The organism is Pseudomonas entomophila (genome assembly GCF_013523165.1).
Taxonomy (GTDB): domain Bacteria; phylum Pseudomonadota; class Gammaproteobacteria; order Pseudomonadales; family Pseudomonadaceae; genus Aquipseudomonas; species Aquipseudomonas entomophila_A.
Genome location: NZ_JAAMQI010000023.1, coordinates 1 through 23,799, shown reverse-complemented (window position 1 = coordinate 23,799; position 23,799 = coordinate 1). Strand labels below are relative to the sequence as shown.

Below are 23,799 nucleotides of genomic sequence, written 5' to 3'. Positions count from 1 at the left end.
TGTTACCGCAACGTTACCGCGCGCGAAGCGGTGTTACCGGCACGCGCGGAGCACGGGTTACAGGCGTTCCAGCCCGATGAGCGGGCAGGCTTGCAGCAGGTCCGCCAGGCGCCGCCCGTCCGCCAGCTGGAAGTCGGCCGGGACCAGTTCGGCCAGCGGGTAGAGCACGAACGCGCGCGCATGCAGGTGGTAGTGCGGCACCTTCAGGCGCGGTTCATCGATGACAGCGTCGCCGAACAGGATGATGTCCAGGTCCAGGGTCCGTGGGCCCCAGCGCTCGAGCCGCTCACGGCCGTGGGCGTGCTCGATGGCCTGCAACGCATCGAGCAGCGTCAGCGGCGACAGCGTGGTGTCCAGCGCCGCGACCGCGTTGGTGTAGCGTGGCTGGCCGGGCAGCAGCGAATCGCTGGTATAGAACGACGACACGCCTGCCAGGGTCGACCCTGCAAGTACCTGCAGGGCCTGCACGGCGCTGTTCAACTGGGCCGTCGGCGCGGACAGGTTGCTGCCCAGGCCGATGTAGGCGCGTACGCGCCCCTCAGTCCCAGCCGTCATCGCCGCCCTGCTTGCGCTTGCTGGTGCTGCGCTTGCGTTTGCGCGGCGCGGTGCCTTCGTCGCGGCTGCCCAGGTCACGGATCATGCTGCGCCGGCCGCCTTCGTTGGCATCCTGGTAGTCGGTCCACCACTGGCCCAGCCCGTCGGTCTGCTCGCCGGCGCTTTCGCGCAGCAGCAGGAAGTCGTACCCGGCGCGGAAGCGGGGGTTGTCCAGCAACAGGTCGGCCCGCTTGCCGCTGCGACGTGGCAGGCGCTCTTGCATGTCCCAGATCTCGCGGATCGGCAAGGTGAAGCGCTTGGGGATGGCGATGCGTTGGCACTGGTCGGCGATCAGGTCGTTGGCCGCTGCGTTCATCGCCGGGATCGGCGGTACGCCCTGGCTCTGCAGGTACAGCACACGGCCTGGCAGGGCTGGCCACAGCAGCGCGGCGAACAGGAACGCAGGGGTGACCGGTTTGCCCTGGCTGACGCGCAGGTCGGTGTTGGTCAGGGCCTGGCTGATCAGGGTGTGGGTATAGGTAGGACGCTCGTCCAGCGCATGGGCGCTGTCCGGGAACAGCGCCTGGAACAGCTGCAGGTCGACCAGCATTTCGAACGCCAGCGCGCCATGGCCGGACAGGAACAGCTTGAGCACTTCTTCGAACAGACGGGCAGGCGGGATTTCCCGCAGCAGCGACGACAGCTCGCGAATGGGCTGGAAGCTGTGCTTCTCGATACCGAAGTCGAGCTTGGCGGCGAAACGCACGGCCCGCAGCATGCGCACCGGGTCTTCCTGGTAGCGCTGGGTCGGGTCACCGATCAGGCGTATCAGACGGTTGCGGATGTCGTGCACGCCATTGGCGTAGTCGAGAATGCGCTCGCTGACCGGATCGTAGTACAGCGCATTGATCGTGAAATCGCGTCGCTGTGCATCGTCTTCGAGGGTGCCGTAAACGTTGTCGCGCAGGATGCGACCACTGGCGTTGTGCGACGAACGGTGCGTATCGGACTGATCGTCGTCCGAGTGATGGGCGCGGAAGGTGGCGACTTCGATGATGTCGCGGCCGAACTGCACGTGCACGAGCTTGAAACGACGACCGATGATCCGCGCGTTGCGGAATTCGGCCCGTACCTGCTCGGGCGTGGCGCTGGTGGCGACGTCGAAGTCCTTGGGCTGGATGCCCAGCAGCAGGTCGCGCACGCAGCCGCCGACCAGGTAGGCCTGGTAGCCTGCGGCTTGCAGACGTTCGACGATGCCGACGGCATGGCGGCTGAACTGGCCGCGCTGCAGCGAATGTTGGCTACTGTTGATCACCTCGGGCGTGGTGCGCCGGTGGTGCTGGCCCCCGACGGGAGGGCGGAATGACTGGAACAGCTTCTTCAGCATGGGAGGCACTGTTTGAAGGAATGTTCGGCCAAGAATGAGTGAATGGCCGCATGATGGGCGGGGATTCTAGCATTTACTCGAGGAATGGTGTAGGCGGGACGAGCAGGGTGCTGGAGGCCGGAAACGACATGGGGAGCCGAAGCTCCCCAGGAAAGTCGTTGCGTGCTCTTGTTGTTTTTCTAGCGGGCTTTTTGTTTTTGTTGAGTGCCCTACCCAGGGACCTTCCCGTGGGTCACTCCCAACCTGGGAGTGAAGAGCAAACGGATTGCTTTGGACGCCGAGTCATGCTGATCAACCGATCCAATCTGTTCAGGCGCTGCTTTTCAGTGCAGTTTTTGTTGTTCTCTGCCAGATCGTGGGGCAAGCCCCAAACACCATTCCTCTCCAAAAGAATCAGTTAGCTGCGCCTCCGCCGTCTTGTTCTTATTGTGCGTGAGCCGATTCGTCTTGTTCTTATTCTGTTTTGCCATGCTTGTTATTGTTTTTGTACTAAGCATATAGCAGATGCCGTGCCAACTTTGCGAAAGCCCCGGAAACCGGGGGTTCGAGAGGAGGCAGGCCTGCGACGGGCTGTCGCAGCGGAAGGATTTCGTTACCGTACGCCTCGGACTGTTACGCTCAGCGCTGGTGAGGTAACAGTTTCCTGGGCGTCTGGCGTTCGTGAAGGTGTCAGGGCCGGGCAGGCTCGAGGGGGCGCCGAGAGGCTGGCACGTGCAGGGCCAGGGCCGCGCGGGTCGTGAAGCGCGGCGTCGCCCTGGCGGGGAAGGAAAGCGAGCGGCGTGATAAACGCGAAAAGGCGGCCAGCGCCGCCTTCATGGTGTCAGCCTTCGCTGGCCACGTTGCTTTTGCGCCGCGGAATGCCCAGGCGCTGGCGGCGTTCCCACAGGCATTTGCGGCTCACGCCCAGCTTGCGCGCCAGTTCGGTCTCGGTCATGTGGTCCTGGTGCTCGAGCACGAAATGGTGGAAGTAGTCCTCGAGCGACAGGTCTTCGGTCGGCTCGTGGTTGCTCGTGCCGGTGCCATTGACGTTCGAGTCCTCGAACAGGCCGTCGTCCTCGAGGTCGCCCAGCTCGATGTCGATGCCCAGCAGTTCGGCCGAGATCTCCGCGCTCTCGCTCAGGATGACGGCACGCTCCACGGCGTTTTCGAGTTCGCGCACGTTGCCCGGCCAGCTGTAATGACGGATGGCCTGCTCGGCCTCGTGCGAAAAGCGCAGGTCATCGCGCCCCAGCCGCGTGCCGTGCCGAGCCAGGAACGCCTTGGCGATCTCGTTGACGTCGCTGCCGCGCTCGCGCAGAGCCGGCAGCTTCAGCGCGATCACGTGCAGGCGGTAATACAGGTCTTCGCGGAACTGGCCGACCTTGGCCAGGCTTTTCAGGTCGCGGTGGGTCGCCGCGATCAGGCGGACATCGACTTTCTGCGACTGCACCGAACCGACCCGGCGGATTTCCCCTTCCTGCAGCACGCGCAGCAGGCGGGCCTGCGCTTCCAGCGGCAGTTCGCCGATCTCGTCGAGGAACAGGGTGCCGCCGTCCGCGGCTTCCACCAGCCCCGCACGCCCGGCGCTGGCACCGGTGAACGCGCCTTTCTCGTGGCCGAACAGTTCCGACTCGATCAGGGTTTCCGGGATGGCGGCGCAGTTGACCGAGATCATCGGGGCCTTGGCGCGCCGCGACAGGTTGTGCAGCGCCCGGGCCACCAGCTCCTTGCCGGTCCCCGATTCGCCTTGTACCAGCACGTTGGAGTCGGTGGGCGCCACCTTGCGGATCTTGACGAACAAGTCCTGCATCGGTGCGCAGGCGCCGATGATGCCGATGTCGCCATTGCCAGGCGGCACTGGCGCGGCTGCCTTGTCGCTGCCGGCCGGCTTGCTCGCAGGGCGCGGCTCGCCAGCGGCCGCCGGCGTGCGCTGGTGATCGCGCAGGATGCGTGACACGGCCTGGAGCATTTCGTCGTGGTCGAACGGCTTGGCGATGTAGTCCACCGCGCCCATCTTCATCGAGTCCACCGCCGAGCGCAGGCTGGCGTAGCTGGTCATGATCAGCACCGGCGTGCCTTCGCCCAGCTTGATCAGCTCGGTCCCCGGTGCGCCGGGCAGGCGCAGGTCACTGACGATCATGTCGAAACTGGGAATGCTGAAGCGATCCTGGGCCTCTTGCACCGAGCCGGCTTCGCTGACCTGGTACTGGTTGCGCTCCAGCAGGCGGCGCAGGGCCGAGCGGATGATGGTTTCGTCTTCGACGATCAGAATGTGCGGCATTGATTCAATTCTCTCGACGGTCTCGATTCTCGGGGGACGTCGCCGTGACATGCCGGGGCAGGGTCACGCGAATCCGGGTACCTCGTTGCCGTTCGATATCGGCCGGGCTGTCGATCGTGATGTGTCCATAATGCTCTTCCACGATGGAATAGACCAGTGCGAGCCCGAGCCCGGTTCCCTCGCCAGGGTCCTTGGTGGTGAAGAACGGTTCGAACAGACGGTCCATGATCGCCTTGGGTATGCCGGTGCCTTCGTCCTCGACGATCAGGTCGACGGTGTGCTCGCACGCCGTGCTGCGCACGCGCACGGCACTTCCGGGCGGCGACGCGTCGCGGGCGTTGGACAGCAGGTTGATCAGCACCTGGGCCAGGCGCTGCGGATCACCCACGGCCCAGTGGTCCGGGTCGCACAAGTTGAAGAACTGCACCTCGAAATTGCGCCGGTTGAGCGCCAGCAGGCCGATCGCATCCTGCGCCACTTCGGCCAGTGACACCGGCTCTTCGGTGTTCTGGTGGCTGCCGCCGGCATGGGCGAAGCTCATCAGCGACTGCACGATCCGCGACACCCGCTTGGTCTGCTCGAGGATCTGCCCCGACAGCTCGGTGATCTCGCCGTCGTCCTCGCGCTCTTCGCGCAGGTTCTGCGCCAGGCAGGCGATGCCGGTGATCGGGTTGCCGATCTCGTGCGCCACACCCGCGGCCAGGCGCCCGATGCTGGCCAGGCGCTCGGAGTGCACCAGCTTGTCTTCCAGGGCCTGGGTGACGGTCAAGTCCTCGACCAGCAGCACCAGGCCGCTGTTGCCAGGGGCCAGGGGTTCGGCGATGGCGGCCTTGTGCAGGTTAAACCAACGGCTCTGGCCGTCCGGTGCCAGGCGCTGCTTGTGCAGGTGCTCGTCGGGCACGTTGATGAAGTCCAGCAGCAAGGCGCGCCAGGGTTCGTCGATGGTGGTCAGGCGGGAGCCGACCACGTGCTTGGCCGCAATGCCGGTGAGTTCTTCCATGGCCTTGTTCCACATCAGGATCTCCTGATCCTTGGCCAGCGAGCACACGCCCATCGGCAGTTCTTGCAGGGTCTGGCGGTGATAGCGGCGCAGCGCATCGAGTTCGGCGGCCAGGCCGGTCAGGCGCGAGTGATAGTCCTCAAGCCGGCTCTCGATGAAGTGGATGTCTTCGGTGACGTAGTTCTCGCTGCCGGACTTGTAGGGCAGGAAGGTCTCGACCATGTCCTGCGCCACGCTCGGCCCCATCAGGCCGGAGAGGTTCGCCTCGATCCGATCGCGCAGCCGACGCAGGGCATAGGGGCGTCGTTCGTCGAAGGGCAGGTAGAGGTCACGCAGGGCCTGTTCGACCTCCTTCTGTGCAGCCTTGGCGCCCAGCGGCTTGGCCAGCTGGGTGGCGAACTCCTGGGGCGAGGCGGCATGCAGTTCGCGCCGTTGGGGCCGGCGTACGTTGTCCACCGCGCAGGCCTCGGCGGCACTGACTTCCTCGGCGCTGGCGTTGGTGAACAGCGAGATCAGGGTGAAGAGCAGGACGTTGGCGGCCAGCGAGGCGATCGCCGCCATGTGCCAGCTGGTGTCGTCCAGCACGTAGATCATGTCCAGCGACGGGATGTAGAAGCCCTGCAGGTTGCCAAGCATCGGCAGCAGCATGGTGACCATCCAGACCAGGAAGCCCGCCAGCAGCCCGGCGATGAACCCCCGCCGATTGGCCGTCGGCCAATACAGCACCGACAGCACGCCGGGGAGGAACTGCAAGGTGGCGACGAAGGCGACGATGCCGAGGTTGGCCAGGCTCTGGTGGTTGCTCTGGGTCAGGTAGACCACGAAGCCGGCGGCGATGATCGCCACGATCAGTGCGCGTCGGGTCCACTTCAGCCAACGGTAGATGTTGCCCTCGGCCGGGGGCTGGTAGAGCGGCAGGACCAGGTGATTCAGCGCCATGCCCGAGAGGGCCAGCGTGGTGACGATGATCAGCCCGCTGGAGGCCGACAGGCCGCCGACATAGGCCAGCAGCGCCAGCGCCGGGCTGTCGGCGGCGATGCCCAGGCCCAGGGTGAAGTACTCCGGGTTGGTGCTGGCGCCCAGGCGCAGGCCGGCCCACAGGATCAGCGGCACCGCCAGGCTCATCAGCAGCAGGAACAGCGGCAGCCCCCAGCTGGCGCTCACCAGCGAGCGAGGGTTGAGGTTCTCGGTGAAGGCCATGTGGTACATCTGCGGCATGACGATGGCCGAGGCGAAGAACACCAGCAGCAAGGTACGCCATGGGCCTTCCTGAAGCGGCGTGTGCAGGGCCGCCAGCGCGGTCTGGTTCTGCAGCAGCCAGACTTCCAGCTGGTGCGGCCCGCCGAACACGCCGTACAGCGCGTACAGCCCGATCCCGCCCAGGGCCAGCAGCTTGATCACCGACTCGAAGGCGATGGCGAAGACCAGGCCCTCGTGCTTTTCGCGCGTGGCGATGTGGCGTGAGCCGAAGAAGATCGTGAACAGGGTGATCATCGCGCAGAAGGCCAGGGCCACGCGCGCCTTGATCGGCTCGCCGGTGAGGATGTTGATCGAGTCGGCCACCGCCTGGATCTGCAGCGCCAGCAGGGGCAGCACGCCGATCAGCATGAACAGGGTGGTCAGCGCCCCGACCCAGGTGCTGCGAAAGCGAAACGCCAGCAGATCCGCCAGCGACGAGAGCTGGTAGGTGCGGGTGATCTTCAGGATCGGGTAGAGCAGCACCGGCGCCAGCAGAAAGGCCCCGGACACGCCCAGGTATACCGCCAGGAAGCCGTACCCGTACTGATAGGCCAGGCCCACCGAGCCATAGAATGCCCAGGCGCTGGCGTAGACGCCGAGCGACAGGGTGTAGGTCAGGGGGTGGCGGATCACGGCGCGCGGGATCAGCCCGCGTTCACTGACCCAGGCCACGCCGAACAGGACCAGCAGGTAGGCGGCGCTGATCAGGATCAGCTGGGTCAGGCTAAAGCTCATCGGCATCTCGTTGGCTCTGCAGAATGAAGGTGACGACGATGAGGATCAGCCAGAGCAGGTAGGGGCGGTACCAGGCGCCGGTCGGCTCGATCCACCAATCCATGATGGCGGGCGAGAACAGGTAGATCCCCACCACCAGAAGCAGGACCAAACGATAGATGTACATGCTGGCCTCGAGGGTTGGGCGCTGCGGGCGTGGACGCTTTATCGGCGCAAGTGACCGGCGATGCTAGCGGGAATCGTCGGCGTTAGCCAAGGGGTTGATCCAGGCTATCGCGCCCCTGGGGAAGCGGCCCCAGTGCCGCCATCGGGACCGCAGCGCCCATAAGGTCAGCCACTTCTGTGTCATGTCGACCTGCGCCGACGCTCAGCGCAAGGCGGCTTCAGGCATCATGGTCGTCCGTGCGATCGACTCTGGCCGCCACCGTGTGCGGGCCACGGCCAGGACTTCAGCCGGTGTCGCCTGCAATTGCTGCGGTTCGGTGTCCTGCCCCAGTGCGCGCAGCGCCCGTAGCAACAGGGGCGTCGCCTGATCCCCCTGCAACGGTGGCGAACGGTACGACTTGCCCAACTTGTGCCCGTCTGGTTGCACGAGCAGTGGAATGTGCAGGTAGCGCGGCTGCGAATACCCCAGCAGCTCTTGCAGGTACAGCTGGCGCGGGGTGTTGTCGAGCAGGTCGGCACCGCGCACGATGTCGGTCACGCCCTGCCAGGCATCGTCCAGCACCACCGCCAGTTGGTAGGCATACAACCCGTCGCGGCGCTGAATGACGAAATCACCCACCTCACGGCCCAGGTGTTGCGCGTACTCGCCCTGCACCCGGTCGGTGAAGCGGTAGAGCAGTTCGGGCACCCGCAGGCGGATGGCCGCGCCTTCGCGGGCATGCCCGGCGTCGCGGCAAAAGCCGGGGTAGAAGCCGTTGTAACCTTCCAGCTGCTTGCGCGAACAGGTGCAGGCATAGGCCAGACCCAGGCTGAACAGGCGGTCGACCACGGCGGCATAGGCGTCGTGGCGCTGACTCTGGCAGACCACCTCGCCGTCCCAGTGCAGGCCGTAGGACTCGAGGGTCCGCAGGATCGCATCGCGGGCGCCGGGCATCTCGCGGGGCGGGTCGGTGTCCTCGATGCGCAATAGCCAGCGGCCGTCGACCGCGCGCGCATCCAGCCAGGACGCCAGGGCGGCGACCAGGGAGCCGAAATGCAGAAAGCCGCTGGGGGTAGGGGCGAAGCGCCCGATGTAACGGGAATCGGTCATGGGCAGGTCGGGTCTGCAAACGAAACGGGGCGCACGAAGCGCCCCGTTCAGGTGGAAAAACGATCAGCCTTTGCCGACCGTCTTTTCCTTCTTCTCGGCGATTTCCTTGCAGTCGAAGCACAGGTCGGCGGTCGGACGGGCTTCCAGGCGACGCAGGCCGATCTCGATGCCACAGCTGTTGCACCAGCCATAGTCGTCGTCGATGATCAACTGCAGGGTCTTGTCGATCTTCTTGATCAGCTTGCGCTCGCGGTCGCGGTTGCGCAATTCCAGGGCGAACTCTTCTTCCTGGCTGGCGCGGTCGGCCGGGTCCGGGAAGTTGGCGGCTTCGTCTTTCATGTGGTCGACCGTGCGATCCACGCTCTGCATCAGATCTTGCTTCCAGGCATTGAGCAGCTTGGTGAAGTGAGCCTTCATGGGCTCGCCCATGTACTCCTCACCTTCGGCGACCTGGTAAGGTCCTACTTCATCGTAAAGTTGACTGCTTTTATGCTTTTCTTGGGTGGACATGAATAGACCGCCTCTCACTCATCTGATCCAATGCACAGGCTTGCTCCATCTCCGGCACCTGCCGGCCCTGCGACTGTGAGCCGCCGAACTTACCAGATAGAGGGTGCGGTATGCTACCCCGCCTGCATCGTGCTAATGGACAGCGGCGTGCAGTACACGTTCGCCGCCTCCTGGCAGAATTGTCAGTTCCGTTCGGATTGGAAGAAAACCATGCCTCGACCCTATAGCCAGCGTAGTCGCGCCATCGAACCTTTTCACGTCATGGCCCTGCTGGCGCGGGCCAATGAGCTGCAGGCAGCCGGGCATGATGTGATCCATCTGGAGATCGGCGAGCCTGACTTCACCACTGCCGCGCCCATCGTGCAGGCCGGCCAGGCGGCCCTGTCCGCCGGGCATACCCGCTACACGGCCGCGCGCGGGCTGCCCGCCTTGCGTGAGGCCATCGCGCGCTTCTATGGCGAGCGCTACGGGGTGGATGTCGATCCCCAGCGGATCCTGATCACCCCGGGCGGCTCCGGCGCACTGCTGCTGGCCAGCAGCCTGCTGGTCGACCCTGACCGGCACTGGCTGCTGGCCGACCCCGGCTACCCCTGCAATCGGCATTTCCTGCGCCTGGTCGAGGGCGGCGCGCAGTTGGTGCCGGTCGGGCCGGACGACAATTACCAGCTGACGCCCGCGCACGTGCAGCGCTGCTGGAACGCGCAGACCGTCGGCGCCCTGGTGGCGTCGCCCGCCAACCCGACCGGCACGGTGCTCGACCGCGATGCGTTGGCGAATCTGTCGCAGGCCGTGCGCGCCCAGGACGGTCACCTGGTGGTGGACGAGATCTACCATGGCCTGACCTATGGCATGGACGCGCCCAGTGTGCTGGAAGTGGACCAGGACGCCTTCGTGCTCAACAGCTTCTCCAAGTACTTCGGCATGACCGGCTGGCGACTGGGGTGGCTGGTCGCACCACCTGCCGCGGTGGCCGACCTGGAGAAACTGGCGCAGAACCTCTACATCAGTGCGCCGAGCATGGCCCAGCACGCTGCGCTGGCCTGCTTCGAGCCGGACACGCTGGCGATCTTCGAGGCACGCCGCGCCGAGTTCGCCCGACGTCGCGATTTCCTCCTGCCGGCGCTGCGTGAGCTGGGCTTTCGCATCGAAGTGGAGCCGCAAGGCGCGTTCTACCTGTACGCCGACATCAGTGCGTTCGGCGGCGATGCGTTCGCCTTCTGCCAGCACTTCCTGGAAACCCAGCACGTGGCCTTCACACCTGGGCTGGATTTCGGTCGCCACCTGGCCGGCCACCACGTACGGTTCGCCTACACCCAGAACCTGGAGCGCCTCGAAGAGGCGGTGCAGCGCATCGCCCGTGGCTTGCAGGGGTGGCAGGGCTGATGCGGTTCGAGCCTGCGCTCGAACAAGGGCGATTGCTGCGCCGCTACAAGCGCTTTCTGGCCGACATCGAGCTGGCCAGCGGCGAGCAGTTGACCATTCACTGCCCCAACACGGGGTCGATGCTCAACTGCATGCAGGAGGGCGGCCACGTGTGGTTCACGCGCTCCAACGACCCCAGGCGCAAGCTGCCAGGCACCTGGGAGTTGAGCGAGACGCCCCAGGGCCGGATTGCCTGCATCAACACCGGGCGCGCCAATGCGTTGGTGGAGGAGGCGCTGCGGGCCGGTGTCATCACCGAACTGGCCGGGTTCCATGCGTTGCGCCGTGAGGTGGCCTACGGCGAAGAGCGCAGCCGGGTGGATTTCTACCTGGAGTACCCCGAGGGGCCGGCGTACGTCGAGGTCAAGAGCGTGACCCTGGGCTATGCCGACAGCCCCGTGGCGGCGTTCCCCGACGCGGTGACGCAACGCGGCGCCAAGCACTTGCGCGAACTGGCCGGCCTGGCTCGACAAGGGATACGGGCCGTGCAGCTGTATTGTGTGAACCTCAGCGGGATCGACGCAGTGCGCCCGGCCCAGGAGATCGACGATGCCTATGCCCAGGCCTTGCGCACGGCGGTGCGCGACGGCGTCGAGGTGCTGGCCTACGGCACCCGGGTGGAGACCACGGGCATCGTCATCGACCGTCCCTTGCCGGTGAGGGTGTAGGCGCGGCCCACAGACCCTCCGCGTCTTCCCGGCAACTGACCGCTTGCAGGCGCTGACCTTCGCACGGGCCCGTGACGCACTCGCCGTCCTCGATGAGAAACAGTGCGCCATGCCGGGCGCAGCGGATCAAGCTGGCGCTGTCGTCGAGAAAGCCACCGTCTTGCCAGTGCAGCGGCACGTCGCGGTGTGGGCAGCGATTGACGTACAGGTAGGCGCGGCCTTGGTGGCGTATGGCGAACAGGGTCGTGTCCTGCACCTCGAAAACGCGGCTTTGCCCCTCGGCGAGGGCGTCGGAGTGGCACAGCAGGGTCGCACCCTGTGCGGGTGAGGGCGCGTTGGCGGGGGCAGTGCGAGGTGTGGGCGACATCGAGGCGGCTCCAGGCGGGGCGAGGCGGGGCGAGGCGCCCATGGTGCAAAGTCTCATGCTGCTCGACAAGCCTGCCTTGCTCAAGTGATGGATACGGACGTCTCGAGGTCGGCTCGGCGGCGACCGTAGCGGCTCATCATGCCAGGGGTGCCAGGAGGCTCAGGCATCGAGCAGGCAAAAAAAGACCCGGCAAAGTGCCGGGTCAATAACCGTGATTAGCCTGATGAGGAGATAATCTGAACGTCCGAACCAAGGTCTTCCAGATTACCCAACCAGTCTCGCGACCAGTTGTGATAATCATAACGATTCTCATTTCACAGTCAATGGCTTTGTGAACTTTATTTTGCGATCGTCTGGGAAGGCGGATGAAGCAACAGTCGCTGCTCGAGCGCACGCTTGTGGTCGAAAGACAGCTCGTTCCAGTGAACGTCGAGCAAGGCGCCTTCTATGGCATAGAGCAGCACCTTGGAGACCCTGAAGCCGCGTGTCTTGACGGCCTGGTAGGCACCTATCGCGCCCAGCCGACGCAGGTCTGATTCAGTGTGGATGCCAACGGCATGCAGCCACTACGCGGAGGTCTTGCCAAGGTTCTTCAGACCTTGCAACTCGTCGTTCATCCAGGCTCCTTGCTGCTGCAGGCGGCGGATCGGGGGATGCAGGCGAATCACAGCAGTGTAGCGGGGCAGGGGCACTTGTGTAGGCACAGGCCTTGATGGCCGACGGGGTGCCTGTTGCAGGCGCCGTCGGCCCGGCACAGGGTTACAAGCCTGGCAGGTAGTGGCGGATCTGGTCGATCAGGCCGTCCATGCTGGCGCAGGCCTGGGTGTCGACGCGTTTGCTGCAGGCCTGTTCTTCGGCATCCAGTGGTTCGCGTTCGGCCTGTTGCGCCTTGATCACCTCGAGCGTGGCGTCGGACGGATCACGTTGTTCGGCCTGGCGTTGTTGCAGCCAGCTGGCGATCACCGCATCCGGGGCGTGGCAGTCGAGGATCACGAAGGGCACGCCGGTGTCGCTGGCGATCGCCGCTGCGGCCTGGCGCTGTTCGCGCTTGAGGTAGGTGGCATCGAGCACCACCGGGAACCCGGCGCGCAGGACGGTCGCGGCCAGGTGATGCAGGCGCTGGTAGGTCTTCTGGCTGGCCTGGGGGTCGTACAGGCCCGCATGCAGCGCCTGCCCGCCATCGGCCTGCTCGGGGAACAGACGCTTGCGCTCCACGTCCGAGCGCACGCGAATCGTGCCCAGGGCCTCGACCAGGCGCATCGACACGTGGCTCTTGCCCACCGCCGAGACGCCATGGGTGATGGCCAGCAGTCGCGAAGGGATGGCGCTGTAGCTTTCCGCCAGGTTGGCGTAGTTGCGGTAGGTGCGCAGCGTGGTGGCGCGTTGCACGCCGGTGCTGTCGGGCGCCAGGCTGAACAGGGCGACCTTGGCCCGTACCAGGGCACGGTAGGCCTTGTAGAAGTTCAGCAGCTCCAGCCCCTCGTAGTCGCCGGTCAGTTCCAGGTACTGGCTGACGAAGCGCCGCGACAGGCTCTTCAGGCCGCGGTCTTCCAGGTCCATGGCCAGGAAGGCGATGTCGGCGTACACGTCGGTCAGGCGGAACGGCTCGTTGAACTCGATGCAGTCGAAGATCACGACCTGCCCGTCGATCAGCGTGGCATTACCCAGGTGGATGTCGCCATGGCACTCGCGGATGAAGCCATTGGCCTTGCGCGCTTCGAGCAGCGGGCGCAGGCGCTCGAAGCTGCTCTGGGCCCAGGCCTGCAGGCCGTCGAGTTGCTGCAGGTCGGCCGCGTCGGTGAGGAACGGGCGGATCTGCTCGAAGTTCTGCTCCACCGGCTGCATCACGCTCTCCGGGGTGCCGAGCGGATGCTCGACGGGCACGACCGGGGCATGAAGGTGGAAGTCGGCGATCTGCGCGGCCATCTGGTCGATGTGCGCGGCGGTCAGTTCGCCATTGGCTTGCAGGGTGTTGAGCATGTGCTCCTGGGGGAACTGGCGCATCTTCAGGGCGTATTCGATCGCTTCGCCCTGGCCGTCCAGCTGCGGCGCGTTCGCAGAGCCTGTGATCGGCAGGACGTCGAGGTAGACGCCTTCGGTCAGGCGCTGATTGAGGCGACGCTCTTCCTGGCAGAAGTGCTCGCGCTGGCTCAGTTCGGTGAAGTCGAGAAAGCCGAAGTTCATCGGCTTCTTGATCTTGTAGGCGTAGTCACCGGTCAGCAGGACCCAGGAAATGTGCGTCTCGATCAGCTGGAAGCCGTCGACGGGGTGAGGGTAGAGCGCGGGGTTCTGCAGCGCGTTGATCAGAGCTTGGCTCACGGGCGATCCTTCTGGGTCAGGGAATTCGAATCCGTCATTATGGTCAATGGTGCCGCCCCTGCAAACCGCCAGAGGGCGCCTGCCCAGCCTCAGCAAAGTGCGTATAATCCGCCGCCATGACTCGTACCAAGACCTCCCGCACCCCCAAAAAACGCCCGACCGGACGCGCTCGCGCCTGGCTGGGCTGGGCTCTCAAGCTCAGCCTGGTCGGCCTGGTGATACTCGCCGGCTTCGCGGTCTATCTCGACGCCGTCGTCCAGGACAAGTTCGCCGGCAAACGCTGGTCGATCCCGGCCAAGGTCTACGCCCGACCCCTGGAGCTGTTCAGCGGCCAGAAGCTCAGCCGTGACGACTTCCTGACCGAACTCGATGCCCTCGGCTATCGACGCGAAAGCTCGGCCAACGGCCCGGGCGCCGCCTCGGTCAACGGCAACACGGTCGACATCAACACCCGTGGCTTCCAGTTCTACGAAGGGCTGGAGCCCGCGCAGTTCGTGCGGGTCCGCTTCTCCGGCGACTACGTGGCCGGGCTCAGTGGGGCCAATGGCGCCAAGCTCGACGTGGTGCGCCTGGAGCCGCTGATGATCGGCGGCATCTACCCCAAGAATCTCGAGGACCGCATCCTGATCAAGATCGACCAGGTGCCGCCTTACCTGCTCGAGACCCTGGTCGCGGTCGAAGACCGTGATTTCTACAGCCACATGGGGGTGTCGCCCAAGTCGATCGCCCGGGCGATCTGGGTCAACACCTCGTCCGGCGCCATGCGCCAGGGCGGCAGCACCCTGACCCAGCAGCTGGTCAAGAACTTCTACCTCACCAACGAGCGCAGCCTGAGCCGCAAGCTGACCGAGGCCATGATGGCCGTGCTGCTGGAGCTGCACTACGACAAGCGCGAGATCCTCGAGGCCTACCTCAACGAAGTGTTCGTCGGCCAGGACGGCCAGCGCGCCGTGCACGGCTTCGGCCTGGCCAGCCAGTTCTTCTTCAGCCAGCCGCTGTCGGAACTCAAGCTGCACCAGGTGGCCTTGCTGGTGGGCATGGTCAAGGGGCCGTCCTACTACAACCCGCGCCGCTCGCCTGAACGTGCCCTGAACCGCCGCAACCTGGTGCTCGACCTGCTCGCCGAGCAGGGCGTGGCGACCCAGGAAGCGGTCGATGCGGCGAAGAAGATGCCCTTGGGCGTGACCAAGCGCGGCAGCCTGGCCGACAGCTCGTTCCCGGCCTTCCTCGACCTGGTCAAGCGTCAGCTGCGCCAGGACTACCGCGACGAAGACTTGACCGAAGAAGGCTTGCGCATCTTCACCAGCTTCGACCCGATCCTGCAGATGAAGGCCGAGTCGGCCATGACCGAGACCTTCAAGCGTCTGGCCGGACGCAAGGGCGCCGACGAGGTCGAGTCGGCGATGGTCGTGACCAACCCGGAAACCGGCGAGGTGCAAGCGCTGATCGGCAGCCGTCAGGCCGGTTTCGCCGGCTTCAACCGAGCCATCGATGCCGTCCGGCCGATCGGCTCGCTGGTCAAGCCGGCGGTCTACCTGACGGCGCTGGAGAAGCCCAGCCAGTACACCTTGACCAGTTGGGTGCAGGACGAGCCGTTCTCGGTCAAGGGCGCCGACGGTCAGGTCTGGCGACCGCAAAACTACGAGCGCAAGCCCCATGGGACCATCTACCTCTATCAAGGGCTGGCGCACTCCTACAACCTGTCCACCGCCAAGATCGGCCTGGAAGTCGGCGTGCCCAACGTGATCAAGACCATCGGGCGCCTGGGCGTCAACGTCGACTGGCAGCCGTTCCCGGCGATGCTGCTGGGCGCTGGCGGCATGTCGCCGGTGCAGGTGGCGACCATGTACCAGACCCTGGCCAACGGTGGATTCAACACGCCCATGCGCGGTATCCGCAGTGTGCTGACCGCCGAGGGCGAACCGCTCAAGCGCTACCCCTTCCAGATCCAGCAGACCTTCGACCCGGGCGCCATCTTCCTGGTGCAGAACGCCATGCAACGGGTCATGCGCGAAGGCACCGGTCGTTCGGTCTACAACACCCTGCCCAGCTCCCTGACCCTGGCGGGCAAGACCGGCACCAGCAACGACTCGCGCGACAGCTGGTTCTCCGGCTTCAGCCAGGACCTGCTGGCCGTGGTCTGGCTGGGTCGCGACGACAATGGCAAGACGCCGTTCACCGGGGCGACCGGTGCACTGCAGGTGTGGACCAGCTTCATGCGCAAGGCCGACCCGCTGCCACTGGACATGCCGCAGCCGGACAACATCGTCCAGGCCTGGATCGACCCGTATTCGGGCAAGGGGTCCGATGCCAGCTGTCCGGGGGCCGTGCAGATGCCGTATATTCGCGGCAGCGAACCGCCTGCCGGCGCCGCCTGCAATGCCCAGCCCGAGGCCGAAGATTCGGTCATGGACTGGGTCAAGGGCTGGATGAACTGAATGCGTGGCCCGCCATCAGGGCGGGCCATCCGATGCATGAGAGGGTGTGACGTGAACAAGTGGTGGTTTCCTGCCTTGACGGCGCTGGCCATGCTGCATGGCTGCGCCAGCGTTCCACGTGGTTCGATCCCGGTGGTGGATTCGAGCACGCGGGTGTCCAACAGCGAGCGTGTCCAGGCCACTCGTGCCCCGGCGGCTTCGGCCAACCGGGGTACCGTACAGGCTCAGTCGATGCCGGCCGACAGTGGGGTGACGGTGATGGTGCCTCAGGGCGCCGGTGCCGCGCCGATCCAGACGTTCCCGGCGTCCACCGCTGCGGCGCCGATCAGCACGGCGCCGATCACGCCAGCGCCTGCTGGCGACGACGAGCCTTTCGACATCGCTGCCATGGACGCTGCAGCCGCCCGCAACGCGGCAGCCGCCCGCACGCCGACCGGCATCCCACGGAGCAACCCGGCTGCCAGCGGCGGTCTGTCGGCCGACGAGCAGCTCGATGGTCCGGTGCTGGCGTTGTTGACCACGGCCCAGCAACAGCAGGGGGGTGGGGACTTCAACGGCGCCTCGTCGAGCCTCGAGCGGGCCCAGCGCATCGCGCCGCGTGAACCCCAGGTGCTGTTCCGCCTGGCGCAGGTCCGTCTGGCCCAGGGCGATGCCGCCCAGGCCGAACAACTGGCACGCCGGGCGCTGACCTACGCCAACGGGCGGCCGAACCTGCAGGCCGAGCTGTGGAACGTGATCGCCCAGGCGCGCGAAAAACAGGGCGACAGCGCCGGTGCGGCCTTGGCCCGCCAGAAAGCCAAGGTGGCGTCGTGATGGAGCCACGTATCCTGGACATCGCCGATCAGCTGCTGCTGATCGAGCGCGAACTGCAGGTACAGGGGTGGTGGGACCGCACGCCGCCCAGCGACCAGGCACTGGCCAGCACCGTGCCTTTCGCGCTCGACAGCCTGCGCTTCGAGCAGTGGCTGCAATGGATCTTCCTGCCGCGCATGACGCAGATCCTCGAGCAAGGTCTGCCGCTGCCCCAGGCCTCGGGCATCCTGGTGATGGCCGAAACGGTCTATGTCGACCGGCCTGAGCAAAGTCGCGAGCTACGGCGCTTGCTGGCGGCATTCGACCAATTGATCGCACCATCCGCCTGATTTTTTCGGTTTTACCTCTCAGGGCCGCAGATTGTGGCCCTTTTTCATGAGAATCTTTATTTTCCTGCTGCAAGCCTTCTCGTTTGTGGTGGCTGTAATTGAAGTCTTGGAAATATTGGCAATAATTTTTCTTGACTTGTCGCCGCCGAATCACAAGAATCCAGTTTCCGCTGTAGGGGGACTGCCAGAAGCAGACCCGCCAAGCCGAACATGAGGCGCACACCCGCGCCGACCTGTGTCACCCCGCAACGCGTTACCTCGCGCTGGGTGGGAAGGTCCCGCAACACTAGGGACGCTCCCAATACTTGCTCAGTCAGTGCTGAACGTTCGCTCATGCTCTGCTTGGCAGTAAACCTATCAAGACCCCGCCCCTCGGGCGGTACTCTGGCGTTTTAGAGGTGAACAACGTGGAGCTTTTATCTGGCGGCGAGATGCTTGTCCGCTTCTTGCGTGACGAGGGCATCAAGCACATCTACGGGTACCCTGGTGGTGCTCTCCTTCATGTCTACGATGCCTTGTTCAAGGAACCAGAGATCGAGCACATCCTGGTGCGCCATGAACAGGCCGCGACCCACATGGCCGACGGCTATGCACGCGCCACCGGCAAGGCCGGCGTCGTGCTGGTGACTTCCGGCCCGGGCGCCACCAACGCCATCACCGGTATCGCCACGGCGTACATGGACTCCATCCCGATGGTCATCCTGTCAGGCCAGGTGCCCAGCACCATGGTCGGCACCGATGCCTTCCAGGAAACCGACATGATCGGCATTTCCCGGCCCATCGTGAAACACAGCTTCATGATCAAGCACGCCTCGGAAATCCCGGAAGTCCTGAAGAAGGCCTTCTACCTGGCCGAATCCGGGCGTCCGGGCCCGGTCGTGGTCGACATTCCGAAGGACATGACCAACCCGGCCGAGAAGTTCGAGTACGTCTATCCGAAGAAGGTCAAGCTGCGCTCCTACAGCCCGGCCGTGCGTGGCCACTCCGGCCAGATCCGCAAGGCCGCCGAGATGCTGCTGGCGGCCAAGCGCCCGATCCTCTACTCCGGTGGCGGCGTCATCCTCGGCGGTGGCTCCGAGACCCTGACCGAGATCGCCCGTGCGCTGAACCTGCCGGTCACCAACACCCTGATGGGCCTGGGCGGCTATCCCGGCACCGATCGCCAGTTCCTCGGCATGCTCGGCATGCACGGCAGCTACCCGGCCAACATGGCGATGCACCACGCCGATGTGATCTTCGCTGTCGGCGCGCGTTTCGATGACCGTGTGATCAACGGCCCGGCCAAGTTCTGCCCGAACGCCAAGATCATCCACATCGACATCGACCCGGCGTCGATCTCCAAGATGATCAAGGCCGACGTGCCGATCGTGGGCCCGGTCGACAGCGTGCTCACCGACATGCAGGCCATCCTCAAGGAAATCGGGGGCACCCCTGACCAGGCGGCCATGGACACCTGGTGGAAGCAGATCGACGAATGGCGCGGCAACCGCGGGTTGTTCCCGTACGACCAGGGCGACGGCGAAGTGATCAAGCCACAGAAGGTCATCGAGACCCTGTGCGAAGTCACCCGGGGCGACGCCTTCGTCACCTCCGACGTCGGCCAGCACCAGATGTTCGCGGCGCAGTACTACCGCTTCAACAAGCCCAACCGCTGGATCAACTCCGGTGGCCTGGGCACCATGGGCTTCGGTTTCCCGGCGGCCATGGGCGTGAAGCTGAACTTCCCGGACGACGACGTGGCCTGCGTCACCGGCGAAGGCAGCATCCAGATGAACATCCAGGAGCTGTCGACCTGCCTGCAGTACGGCCTGCCGGTGAAGATCGTCAACCTGAACAACGGCGTACTGGGCATGGTTCGCCAGTGGCAGGACATGTCCTACAACAGCCGCCACTCGCACTCCTACATGGAGTCGTTGCCCGACTTCATCAAGCTGGTCGAGGCCTACGGCCATGTCGGTATTCGCATCACCAGCCTGAAGGACCTCAAGCCCAAGCTCGAGGAAGCCTTCGCCCTGAAGAATCGCCTGGTCTTCATCGACATCCAGGTCGACAGGAGCGAGCACGTCTATCCGATGCAGATCAAGGACGGCTCGATGCGTGACATGTGGCTGAGCAAGACGGAGCGTACCTGATATGCGGCACATCATTTCCCTGCTGCTGGAAAACGAACCCGGTGCCCTGTCTCGCGTGGTCGGGCTGTTTTCCCAGCGCAACTACAACATCGAGAGCCTGACCGTGGCACCGACCGAAGACTCGAGCGTATCGCGTCTGACGTTGACCACCATCGGCCACGATGAGGTGATCGAGCAGATCACCAAGAACCTGAACAAGCTCGTCGAAGTGGTCAAGCTGGTCGACCTGTCGGAAAGCGCGCACATCGAGCGCGAAATGATGCTGGTCAAGGTCAAGGCCACCGGCGCCCAGCGTGCCGAGATCAAGCGCACCACCGACATCTTCCGTGGGCAGATCGTCGACGTCACCGCCAGCGTGTACACCGTGCAGCTGAGCGGCACCAGCGACAAGCTCGACAGCTTCATCCAGGCGATCGGCACCACGTCGATCCTTGAAACCGTTCGCAGTGGCGTCACCGGCATCGCCCGGGGCGACAAAGTGCTCAGCATCTAACTTCAACAATTAGCGTTGGCTCCCGCGAGCCAGGATATAACAGGGGTAGTTCATGAAAGTCTTCTACGATAAAGATTGCGACCTTTCCATCATCCAGGGCAAGAAAGTCGCCATCATCGGTTACGGCTCCCAGGGTCACGCCCAGGCGTGCAACCTGAAGGACTCGGGCGTCGACGTCACCGTCGGCCTGCGCAAAGGCTCGGCCACCGTCGCCAAGGCAGAAGCCCACGGCCTGAAAGTCGCTGACGTGGCCTCTGCCGTCGCCGCGGCCGACCTGGTCATGATCCTGACCCCGGACGAATTCCAGGGCACGCTGTACAAGAACGAGATCGAGCCGAACATCAAGCAGGGCGCGACCCTGGCCTTCTCCCACGGCTTCTCGATCCACTACAACCAGGTCGTGCCACGCGCCGACCTGGACGTGATCATGATCGCGCCGAAGGCCCCGGGCCACACCGTGCGTTCCGAGTTCGTCAAGGGCGGTGGCATCCCTGACCTGATCGCCATCTACCAGGATGCGTCGGGCAACGCCAAGAACGTCGCACTGTCCTACGCCGCAGGCGTCGGCGGTGGCCGTACCGGCATCATCGAAACCACCTTCAAGGACGAGACCGAAACCGACCTGTTCGGTGAGCAGGCCGTGCTGTGCGGCGGTACCGTCGAGCTGGTCAAGGCCGGCTTCGAAACCCTGGTCGACGCTGGCTACGCGCCGGAAATGGCCTACTTCGAGTGCCTGCACGAGCTGAAGCTGATCGTCGACCTCATGTACGAAGGCGGCATCGCCAACATGAACTACTCGATCTCCAACAACGCCGAGTACGGCGAGTACGTGACCGGTCCTGAAGTCATCAACGAAGAATCCCGCAAGGCCATGCGCAATGCACTCAAGCGCATCCAGGACGGCGAGTACGCGAAGATGTTCATCAGCGAAGGCGCCACCAACTACCCGTCGATGACCGCCAAGCGCCGCAACAACGCCGCCCACGGCATCGAAATCATCGGCGAGCAGCTGCGTTCGATGATGCCGTGGATTTCGGCCAACAAGATCGTCGACAAGAGCAAGAACTGATCCTGTCCTGACGTGACGAAGAACGCGGCCTCGGCCGCGTTTTTTCGTTCAGGCGCCCGCATCTGGTATAAAGCGACCAGGGGCAGGCGTCGAACCTCCGTCGCCTGCCTGCGTCGAATACTTTCCATCCTGTTGCAAGGTAATCTCCATGAGCGAACGTCCCGAAGAGCCGTACACGCCCTCCGACGCCGAAAGCCTGCTACCTGTCGATGAGCACATTGAAGAGGGGCATGACGCCGAAGGGCGCAAGGTTCGGCACCGTGGCATCTACCTGTTGCCCAATCTGTTCACCACCGCCAACCTGTTTGCCGGGTTCTACTCGATCATCAGCGCCATCAGCGCGCATGGCTATTTCAGCGCCGGTGACCCCCACGAGGGCAGCAAGTACCTGGCGTTCGCCGCCATCGCGATCTTCGTGGCCATGGTGCTCGACAGTCTCGATGGCCGTGTGGCGCGCATGACCAATACCCAGAGCGCCTTCGGTGCCGAGTACGACTCGCTGTCGGACATGGTCGCCTTCGGGGTGGCACCGGCGTTGCTGGCCTTCGTCTGGGCCCTGGGGGACATGGGTAAGGTCGGCTGGATGGTGGCCTTCATCTATGTCGCCGGTGCGGCGCTGCGCCTGGCGCGCTTCAATACCCAGGTCGGCACGGCCGACAAGCGTTACTTCATCGGGCTGGCCAGTCCGGCGGCGGCCGGTGTGGTCGCCGGCACCGTGTGGGCCTTCAGCGACTACGGCATCCAGGGCTCCAAGCTGTCGTTCCTGGTGGCCCTGCTGGTCGCGGCGGCCGGCATGCTGATGGTCAGCAACGTCAAGTACAACAGCTTCAAGGAACTGGACCTCAAAGGGCGTGTGCCTTTCGTCGCCATCCTGGCGGTGGTGCTGGTCTTCGCCGTGGTGTTCAGCGACCCACCGCGCATCCTGCTGCTGATCTTCCTCGCCTATGCAGCCTCGGGCCCGGTGCAGTACCTGCTGCGCAAGCGCCGGCGTAAAGCGTGAAATCGATTTAATGCCGGAATAACCCTGCGGCCCTACAGTCTACTGGTACATCCTTGTCCAGTGCTGTGGGGTCGACATGCTCATCCAGGTTCCCAAGTCGTCCGACTGCAAGTTGTCGGACGTCACGCCCGAATCCCTCTACCTCTCTCGTCGTCGCGTGCTCGGTGGCGCCATGGCCGGGTTGACGCTCGGTACGTTGCCCGCTGTCGGCCGTGCGGCCGATGCCGCGCGCTACCCGGATGTCGAACCCGGCAAGCCGGCAGGCTGGTTCACCGACAAGCTCGCTGAGACGCGCTGGCAGGCGGTGACCGTGAAAGACGAAGCCATCACGCCGTTTCGCGACGCTACCCACTACAACAACTTCTACGAGTTCGGGCCTGGCAAAGGCGATCCGGCCGCAAACGCCGGCAGCTTGCCCACCGAGCCCTGGCAGCTCGTGGTCGATGGCGAAGTCGACAAGCCGGGAAGCTATGCGCTGGAAGACTTCGTCAAACCCTACCAACTGGAAGAACGCATCTACCGGCTGCGCTGCGTCGAGGCCTGGTCGATGGTGATCCCGTGGCTGGGCTTTCCCCTGGCAGACATCCTCAAGCGCGTCCAGCCGACCTCGAAGGCCCGGTATGTACGCTTCGAGACCCTGCGCGATCCCGCGCACATGCCTGGACAGCGCTCGGGCTTCGCCCTGATCGACTGGCCGTATGTGGAGGGTTTGCGCCTGGACGAGGCGATGAATCCGCTGACCCTCATGGCCGTCGGCATGTACGGTCGCGAATTGCCCAATCAGAACGGAGCGCCGCTGCGGCTGGTGGTGCCCTGGAAGTATGGCTTCAAGAGCATCAAGTCGATCGTGCGCATGAGCCTGGTCGCCGAGCAGCCCACGACCACCTGGCAAGGCCTGGCGCCCGACGAGTATGGTTTCTATGCCAACGTCAACCCGCAGGTCGATCACCCACGCTGGACACAGGCACGTGAGCGACGGCTGCCCAGTGGGCTGTTCAGCCCGAACGTGCGCGACACGCAGATGTTCAACGGCTATGCCGAACAGGTCGGCGGCCTGTACACGGGGCTGGATCTGCGGAAGTACTACTGATGCGCTATCCAAGACTGCGACTGGCGCTGTTTCTGTTCGGCTGCGTGCTGCCGGCCTGGTGGCTCTATGAAGCGGTAGGCAACCAGTTGGGTCCCGACCCTGGCAAGGTGCTGGTCACCCGTCTGGGGCTGGGCGGCCTGATCTACCTGCTCATCAGTCTGTGCATGAGTCCGTTGCACCGCATGACGGGGTGGGCCGGCTGGATCGTGGTGCGCAGGCAACTGGGGCTGTGGAGCTTCGCCTACATTCTACTGCACCTGCTCGGCTACCTGGTGTTCATGCTCGGCCTGGATCTCGGGCAGTTGGGTGTCGAGTTGAGTCGGCGGCCCTACATCATCGTCGGTGCAGTGGGGTTCCTTGGCTTGCTGGTGCTGGCGGTGACGTCGAACAAGGCCAGTCAACGGCGGCTGGGTGCGCGATGGCGGTCCCTGCACAGGCTCGTCTATGGCGTGTTGGCACTGGGGCTGCTGCATTTCTTGTGGGTCGTGCGCTCGGATCTGGGGGAGTGGACACTCTATGCAGGGGCGGGGGCCATGCTGATGGCGGTGCGGATACCTGTCATCTGGAAGCGCTTGCCGCGGTTCAACCGGAAAAAGCGAAATGAATCGAAATAAAGGGTTGACGGACTTTCAGATCCCCTTATAATGCGCACCACTTCCAACGCAGACGGAACGATAAACGCCTTGTTAATCAACAGGTTGCGTGAATCAGGACGAAGCGGGAAGTGCTCCGGTCTCGA

The 23,799-nt window shown here is 64.6% G+C and carries 21 protein-coding genes; 11 read left to right on the top strand and 10 right to left on the bottom strand.

What is annotated here, in order from left to right; translation table 11 throughout:
• Positions 1–57: 57 nt before the first annotated feature.
• The 7 genes from folK to dksA all read right to left on the bottom strand — a co-directional run bounded on the left by folK (position 58) and on the right by dksA (position 8,920).
• On the bottom strand, positions 58–555 hold the full coding sequence (folK, locus tag G7Z99_RS16430) for a 2-amino-4-hydroxy-6-hydroxymethyldihydropteridine diphosphokinase (RefSeq protein WP_181095638.1): 498 nt from the start codon (positions 553–555) through the stop codon (positions 58–60).
• Positions 539–1,921, bottom strand: coding sequence for a polynucleotide adenylyltransferase PcnB (locus tag G7Z99_RS16425; protein ID WP_181095636.1), 1,383 nt, complete (start codon positions 1,919–1,921; stop codon positions 539–541). Before G7Z99_RS16425 ends, folK begins: the two co-directional genes overlap by 17 nt.
• An 820-nt stretch (positions 1,922–2,741) precedes the next feature.
• Positions 2,742–4,181 carry a sigma-54-dependent transcriptional regulator gene (locus G7Z99_RS16420; RefSeq protein WP_181095634.1) on the bottom strand — a complete coding sequence of 480 codons (1,440 nt, stop codon included), beginning with the start codon at positions 4,179–4,181 and terminating at the stop codon, positions 2,742–2,744.
• A gap of 4 nt (positions 4,182–4,185) precedes the next feature.
• A complete protein-coding gene (locus G7Z99_RS16415) occupies positions 4,186–7,161 on the bottom strand; it encodes a sensor histidine kinase (protein ID WP_181095632.1) in 2,976 nt (991 codons plus the stop codon).
• Positions 7,145–7,321, bottom strand: a complete 177-nt coding sequence (locus G7Z99_RS16410) for a hypothetical protein (RefSeq protein ID WP_003250005.1) — start codon at positions 7,319–7,321, stop codon at positions 7,145–7,147. The genes G7Z99_RS16415 and G7Z99_RS16410 overlap by 17 nt, the downstream gene beginning before the upstream one ends.
• 201 nt (positions 7,322–7,522) lie before the next feature.
• Entirely contained in the window at positions 7,523–8,410 is an 888-nt protein-coding gene (gene gluQRS / locus G7Z99_RS16405) for a tRNA glutamyl-Q(34) synthetase GluQRS (RefSeq protein WP_181095630.1), read from the bottom strand.
• A gap of 63 nt (positions 8,411–8,473) precedes the next feature.
• The gene (gene dksA / locus G7Z99_RS16400; protein WP_181095628.1) at positions 8,474–8,920 is read right to left on the bottom strand and encodes an RNA polymerase-binding protein DksA; all 447 of its coding nucleotides are present in this window, start codon (positions 8,918–8,920) and stop codon (positions 8,474–8,476) included.
• Between the two features lie 210 nt (positions 8,921–9,130).
• Between dksA and G7Z99_RS16395 the strand changes: the two genes are divergently transcribed.
• Together G7Z99_RS16395 and sfsA are read left to right on the top strand one after the other, a co-directional pair.
• Positions 9,131–10,303: a pyridoxal phosphate-dependent aminotransferase gene (locus G7Z99_RS16395; protein WP_181095620.1), complete on the top strand. Its 1,173-nt coding sequence runs from the start codon at positions 9,131–9,133 to the stop codon at positions 10,301–10,303.
• A complete protein-coding gene (gene sfsA, locus G7Z99_RS16390; RefSeq protein WP_181095618.1) occupies positions 10,303–11,010 on the top strand; it encodes a DNA/RNA nuclease SfsA in 708 nt (235 codons plus the stop codon). Before G7Z99_RS16395 ends, sfsA begins: the two co-directional genes overlap by 1 nt.
• On the opposite strand, the gene G7Z99_RS16385 is transcribed toward sfsA, so the two are convergent.
• The 3 genes from G7Z99_RS16385 to G7Z99_RS16375 form a co-directional block, all read right to left on the bottom strand.
• Positions 10,979–11,377, bottom strand: a complete 399-nt coding sequence (locus G7Z99_RS16385) for a Rieske (2Fe-2S) protein (protein ID WP_181095616.1) — start codon at positions 11,375–11,377, stop codon at positions 10,979–10,981. The two genes, sfsA and G7Z99_RS16385, sit on opposite strands and share 32 nt — an antisense overlap.
• Positions 11,378–11,715: 338 nt before the next feature.
• Complete coding sequence (locus tag G7Z99_RS16380) at positions 11,716–11,940, bottom strand: TfoX/Sxy family protein (RefSeq protein WP_258197060.1); 225 nt, start codon at positions 11,938–11,940, stop codon at positions 11,716–11,718.
• A gap of 196 nt (positions 11,941–12,136) precedes the next feature.
• Positions 12,137–13,696 carry a bifunctional aminoglycoside phosphotransferase/ATP-binding protein gene (locus G7Z99_RS16375; RefSeq protein ID WP_181095606.1) on the bottom strand — a complete coding sequence of 520 codons (1,560 nt, stop codon included), beginning with the start codon at positions 13,694–13,696 and terminating at the stop codon, positions 12,137–12,139.
• 116 nt (positions 13,697–13,812) lie between these two features.
• On the opposite strand from G7Z99_RS16375, the gene mrcB reads away from it, so the two are divergent.
• From mrcB to msrQ, 9 genes are all read left to right on the top strand, one after another.
• The gene (gene mrcB / locus G7Z99_RS16370; protein WP_181095604.1) at positions 13,813–16,134 is read left to right on the top strand and encodes a penicillin-binding protein 1B; all 2,322 of its coding nucleotides are present in this window, start codon (positions 13,813–13,815) and stop codon (positions 16,132–16,134) included.
• Between the two features lie 36 nt (positions 16,135–16,170).
• A complete protein-coding gene (locus G7Z99_RS16365) occupies positions 16,171–16,947 on the top strand; it encodes a tetratricopeptide repeat protein (RefSeq protein ID WP_181095602.1) in 777 nt (258 codons plus the stop codon).
• The gene (locus G7Z99_RS16360; RefSeq protein ID WP_181095600.1) at positions 16,944–17,276 is read left to right on the top strand and encodes a YqcC family protein; all 333 of its coding nucleotides are present in this window, start codon (positions 16,944–16,946) and stop codon (positions 17,274–17,276) included. The genes G7Z99_RS16365 and G7Z99_RS16360 overlap by 4 nt, the downstream gene beginning before the upstream one ends.
• Positions 17,277–17,683: 407 nt before the next feature.
• Positions 17,684–19,408, top strand: a complete 1,725-nt coding sequence (locus tag G7Z99_RS16355) for an acetolactate synthase 3 large subunit (protein ID WP_181095598.1) — start codon at positions 17,684–17,686, stop codon at positions 19,406–19,408.
• Position 19,409: 1 nt separating this feature from the next.
• Entirely contained in the window at positions 19,410–19,901 is a 492-nt protein-coding gene (ilvN, locus tag G7Z99_RS16350) for an acetolactate synthase small subunit (RefSeq protein ID WP_181095596.1), read from the top strand.
• A gap of 52 nt (positions 19,902–19,953) precedes the next feature.
• A complete protein-coding gene (ilvC, locus tag G7Z99_RS16345) occupies positions 19,954–20,970 on the top strand; it encodes a ketol-acid reductoisomerase (protein WP_181095588.1) in 1,017 nt (338 codons plus the stop codon).
• Between the two features lie 148 nt (positions 20,971–21,118).
• Positions 21,119–21,970 carry a CDP-diacylglycerol--serine O-phosphatidyltransferase gene (gene pssA / locus G7Z99_RS16340; protein WP_181095586.1) on the top strand — a complete coding sequence of 284 codons (852 nt, stop codon included), beginning with the start codon at positions 21,119–21,121 and terminating at the stop codon, positions 21,968–21,970.
• Between the two features lie 76 nt (positions 21,971–22,046).
• Positions 22,047–23,060 carry a protein-methionine-sulfoxide reductase catalytic subunit MsrP gene (msrP, locus tag G7Z99_RS16335; RefSeq protein ID WP_181095584.1) on the top strand — a complete coding sequence of 338 codons (1,014 nt, stop codon included), beginning with the start codon at positions 22,047–22,049 and terminating at the stop codon, positions 23,058–23,060.
• Positions 23,060–23,674 (top strand): protein-methionine-sulfoxide reductase heme-binding subunit MsrQ, encoded by a 615-nt coding sequence (gene msrQ / locus G7Z99_RS16330; RefSeq protein WP_181095582.1) that lies wholly within the window; start codon positions 23,060–23,062, stop codon positions 23,672–23,674. Before msrP ends, msrQ begins: the two co-directional genes overlap by 1 nt.
• Positions 23,675–23,799 lie beyond the last annotated feature (125 nt).

Bases quoted from the DNA above. Each gene is read 5' to 3' on its own strand.
- folK (WP_181095638.1), bottom strand. From the start codon at position 555: ATGACGGCTGGGACTGAGGGGCGCGTACGCGCCTACATCGGCCTGGGC.
- G7Z99_RS16425 (WP_181095636.1), bottom strand. From the start codon at position 1,921: ATGCTGAAGAAGCTGTTCCAGTCATTCCGCCCTCCCGTCGGGGGCCAG.
- G7Z99_RS16420 (WP_181095634.1), bottom strand. From the start codon at position 4,181: ATGCCGCACATTCTGATCGTCGAAGACGAAACCATCATCCGCTCGGCC.
- G7Z99_RS16415 (WP_181095632.1), bottom strand. From the start codon at position 7,161: ATGCCGATGAGCTTTAGCCTGACCCAGCTGATCCTGATCAGCGCCGCC.
- G7Z99_RS16410 (WP_003250005.1), bottom strand. From the start codon at position 7,321: ATGTACATCTATCGTTTGGTCCTGCTTCTGGTGGTGGGGATCTACCTG.
- gluQRS (WP_181095630.1), bottom strand. From the start codon at position 8,410: ATGACCGATTCCCGTTACATCGGGCGCTTCGCCCCTACCCCCAGCGGC.
- dksA (WP_181095628.1), bottom strand. From the start codon at position 8,920: ATGTCCACCCAAGAAAAGCATAAAAGCAGTCAACTTTACGATGAAGTA.
- G7Z99_RS16395 (WP_181095620.1), top strand. From the start codon at position 9,131: ATGCCTCGACCCTATAGCCAGCGTAGTCGCGCCATCGAACCTTTTCAC.
- sfsA (WP_181095618.1), top strand. From the start codon at position 10,303: ATGCGGTTCGAGCCTGCGCTCGAACAAGGGCGATTGCTGCGCCGCTAC.
- G7Z99_RS16385 (WP_181095616.1), bottom strand. From the start codon at position 11,377: ATGTCGCCCACACCTCGCACTGCCCCCGCCAACGCGCCCTCACCCGCA.
- mrcB (WP_181095604.1), top strand. From the start codon at position 13,813: ATGACTCGTACCAAGACCTCCCGCACCCCCAAAAAACGCCCGACCGGA.
- G7Z99_RS16365 (WP_181095602.1), top strand. From the start codon at position 16,171: ATGAGAGGGTGTGACGTGAACAAGTGGTGGTTTCCTGCCTTGACGGCG.
- ilvN (WP_181095596.1), top strand. From the start codon at position 19,410: ATGCGGCACATCATTTCCCTGCTGCTGGAAAACGAACCCGGTGCCCTG.
- ilvC (WP_181095588.1), top strand. From the start codon at position 19,954: ATGAAAGTCTTCTACGATAAAGATTGCGACCTTTCCATCATCCAGGGC.
- pssA (WP_181095586.1), top strand. From the start codon at position 21,119: ATGAGCGAACGTCCCGAAGAGCCGTACACGCCCTCCGACGCCGAAAGC.
- msrP (WP_181095584.1), top strand. From the start codon at position 22,047: ATGCTCATCCAGGTTCCCAAGTCGTCCGACTGCAAGTTGTCGGACGTC.
- msrQ (WP_181095582.1), top strand. From the start codon at position 23,060: ATGCGCTATCCAAGACTGCGACTGGCGCTGTTTCTGTTCGGCTGCGTG.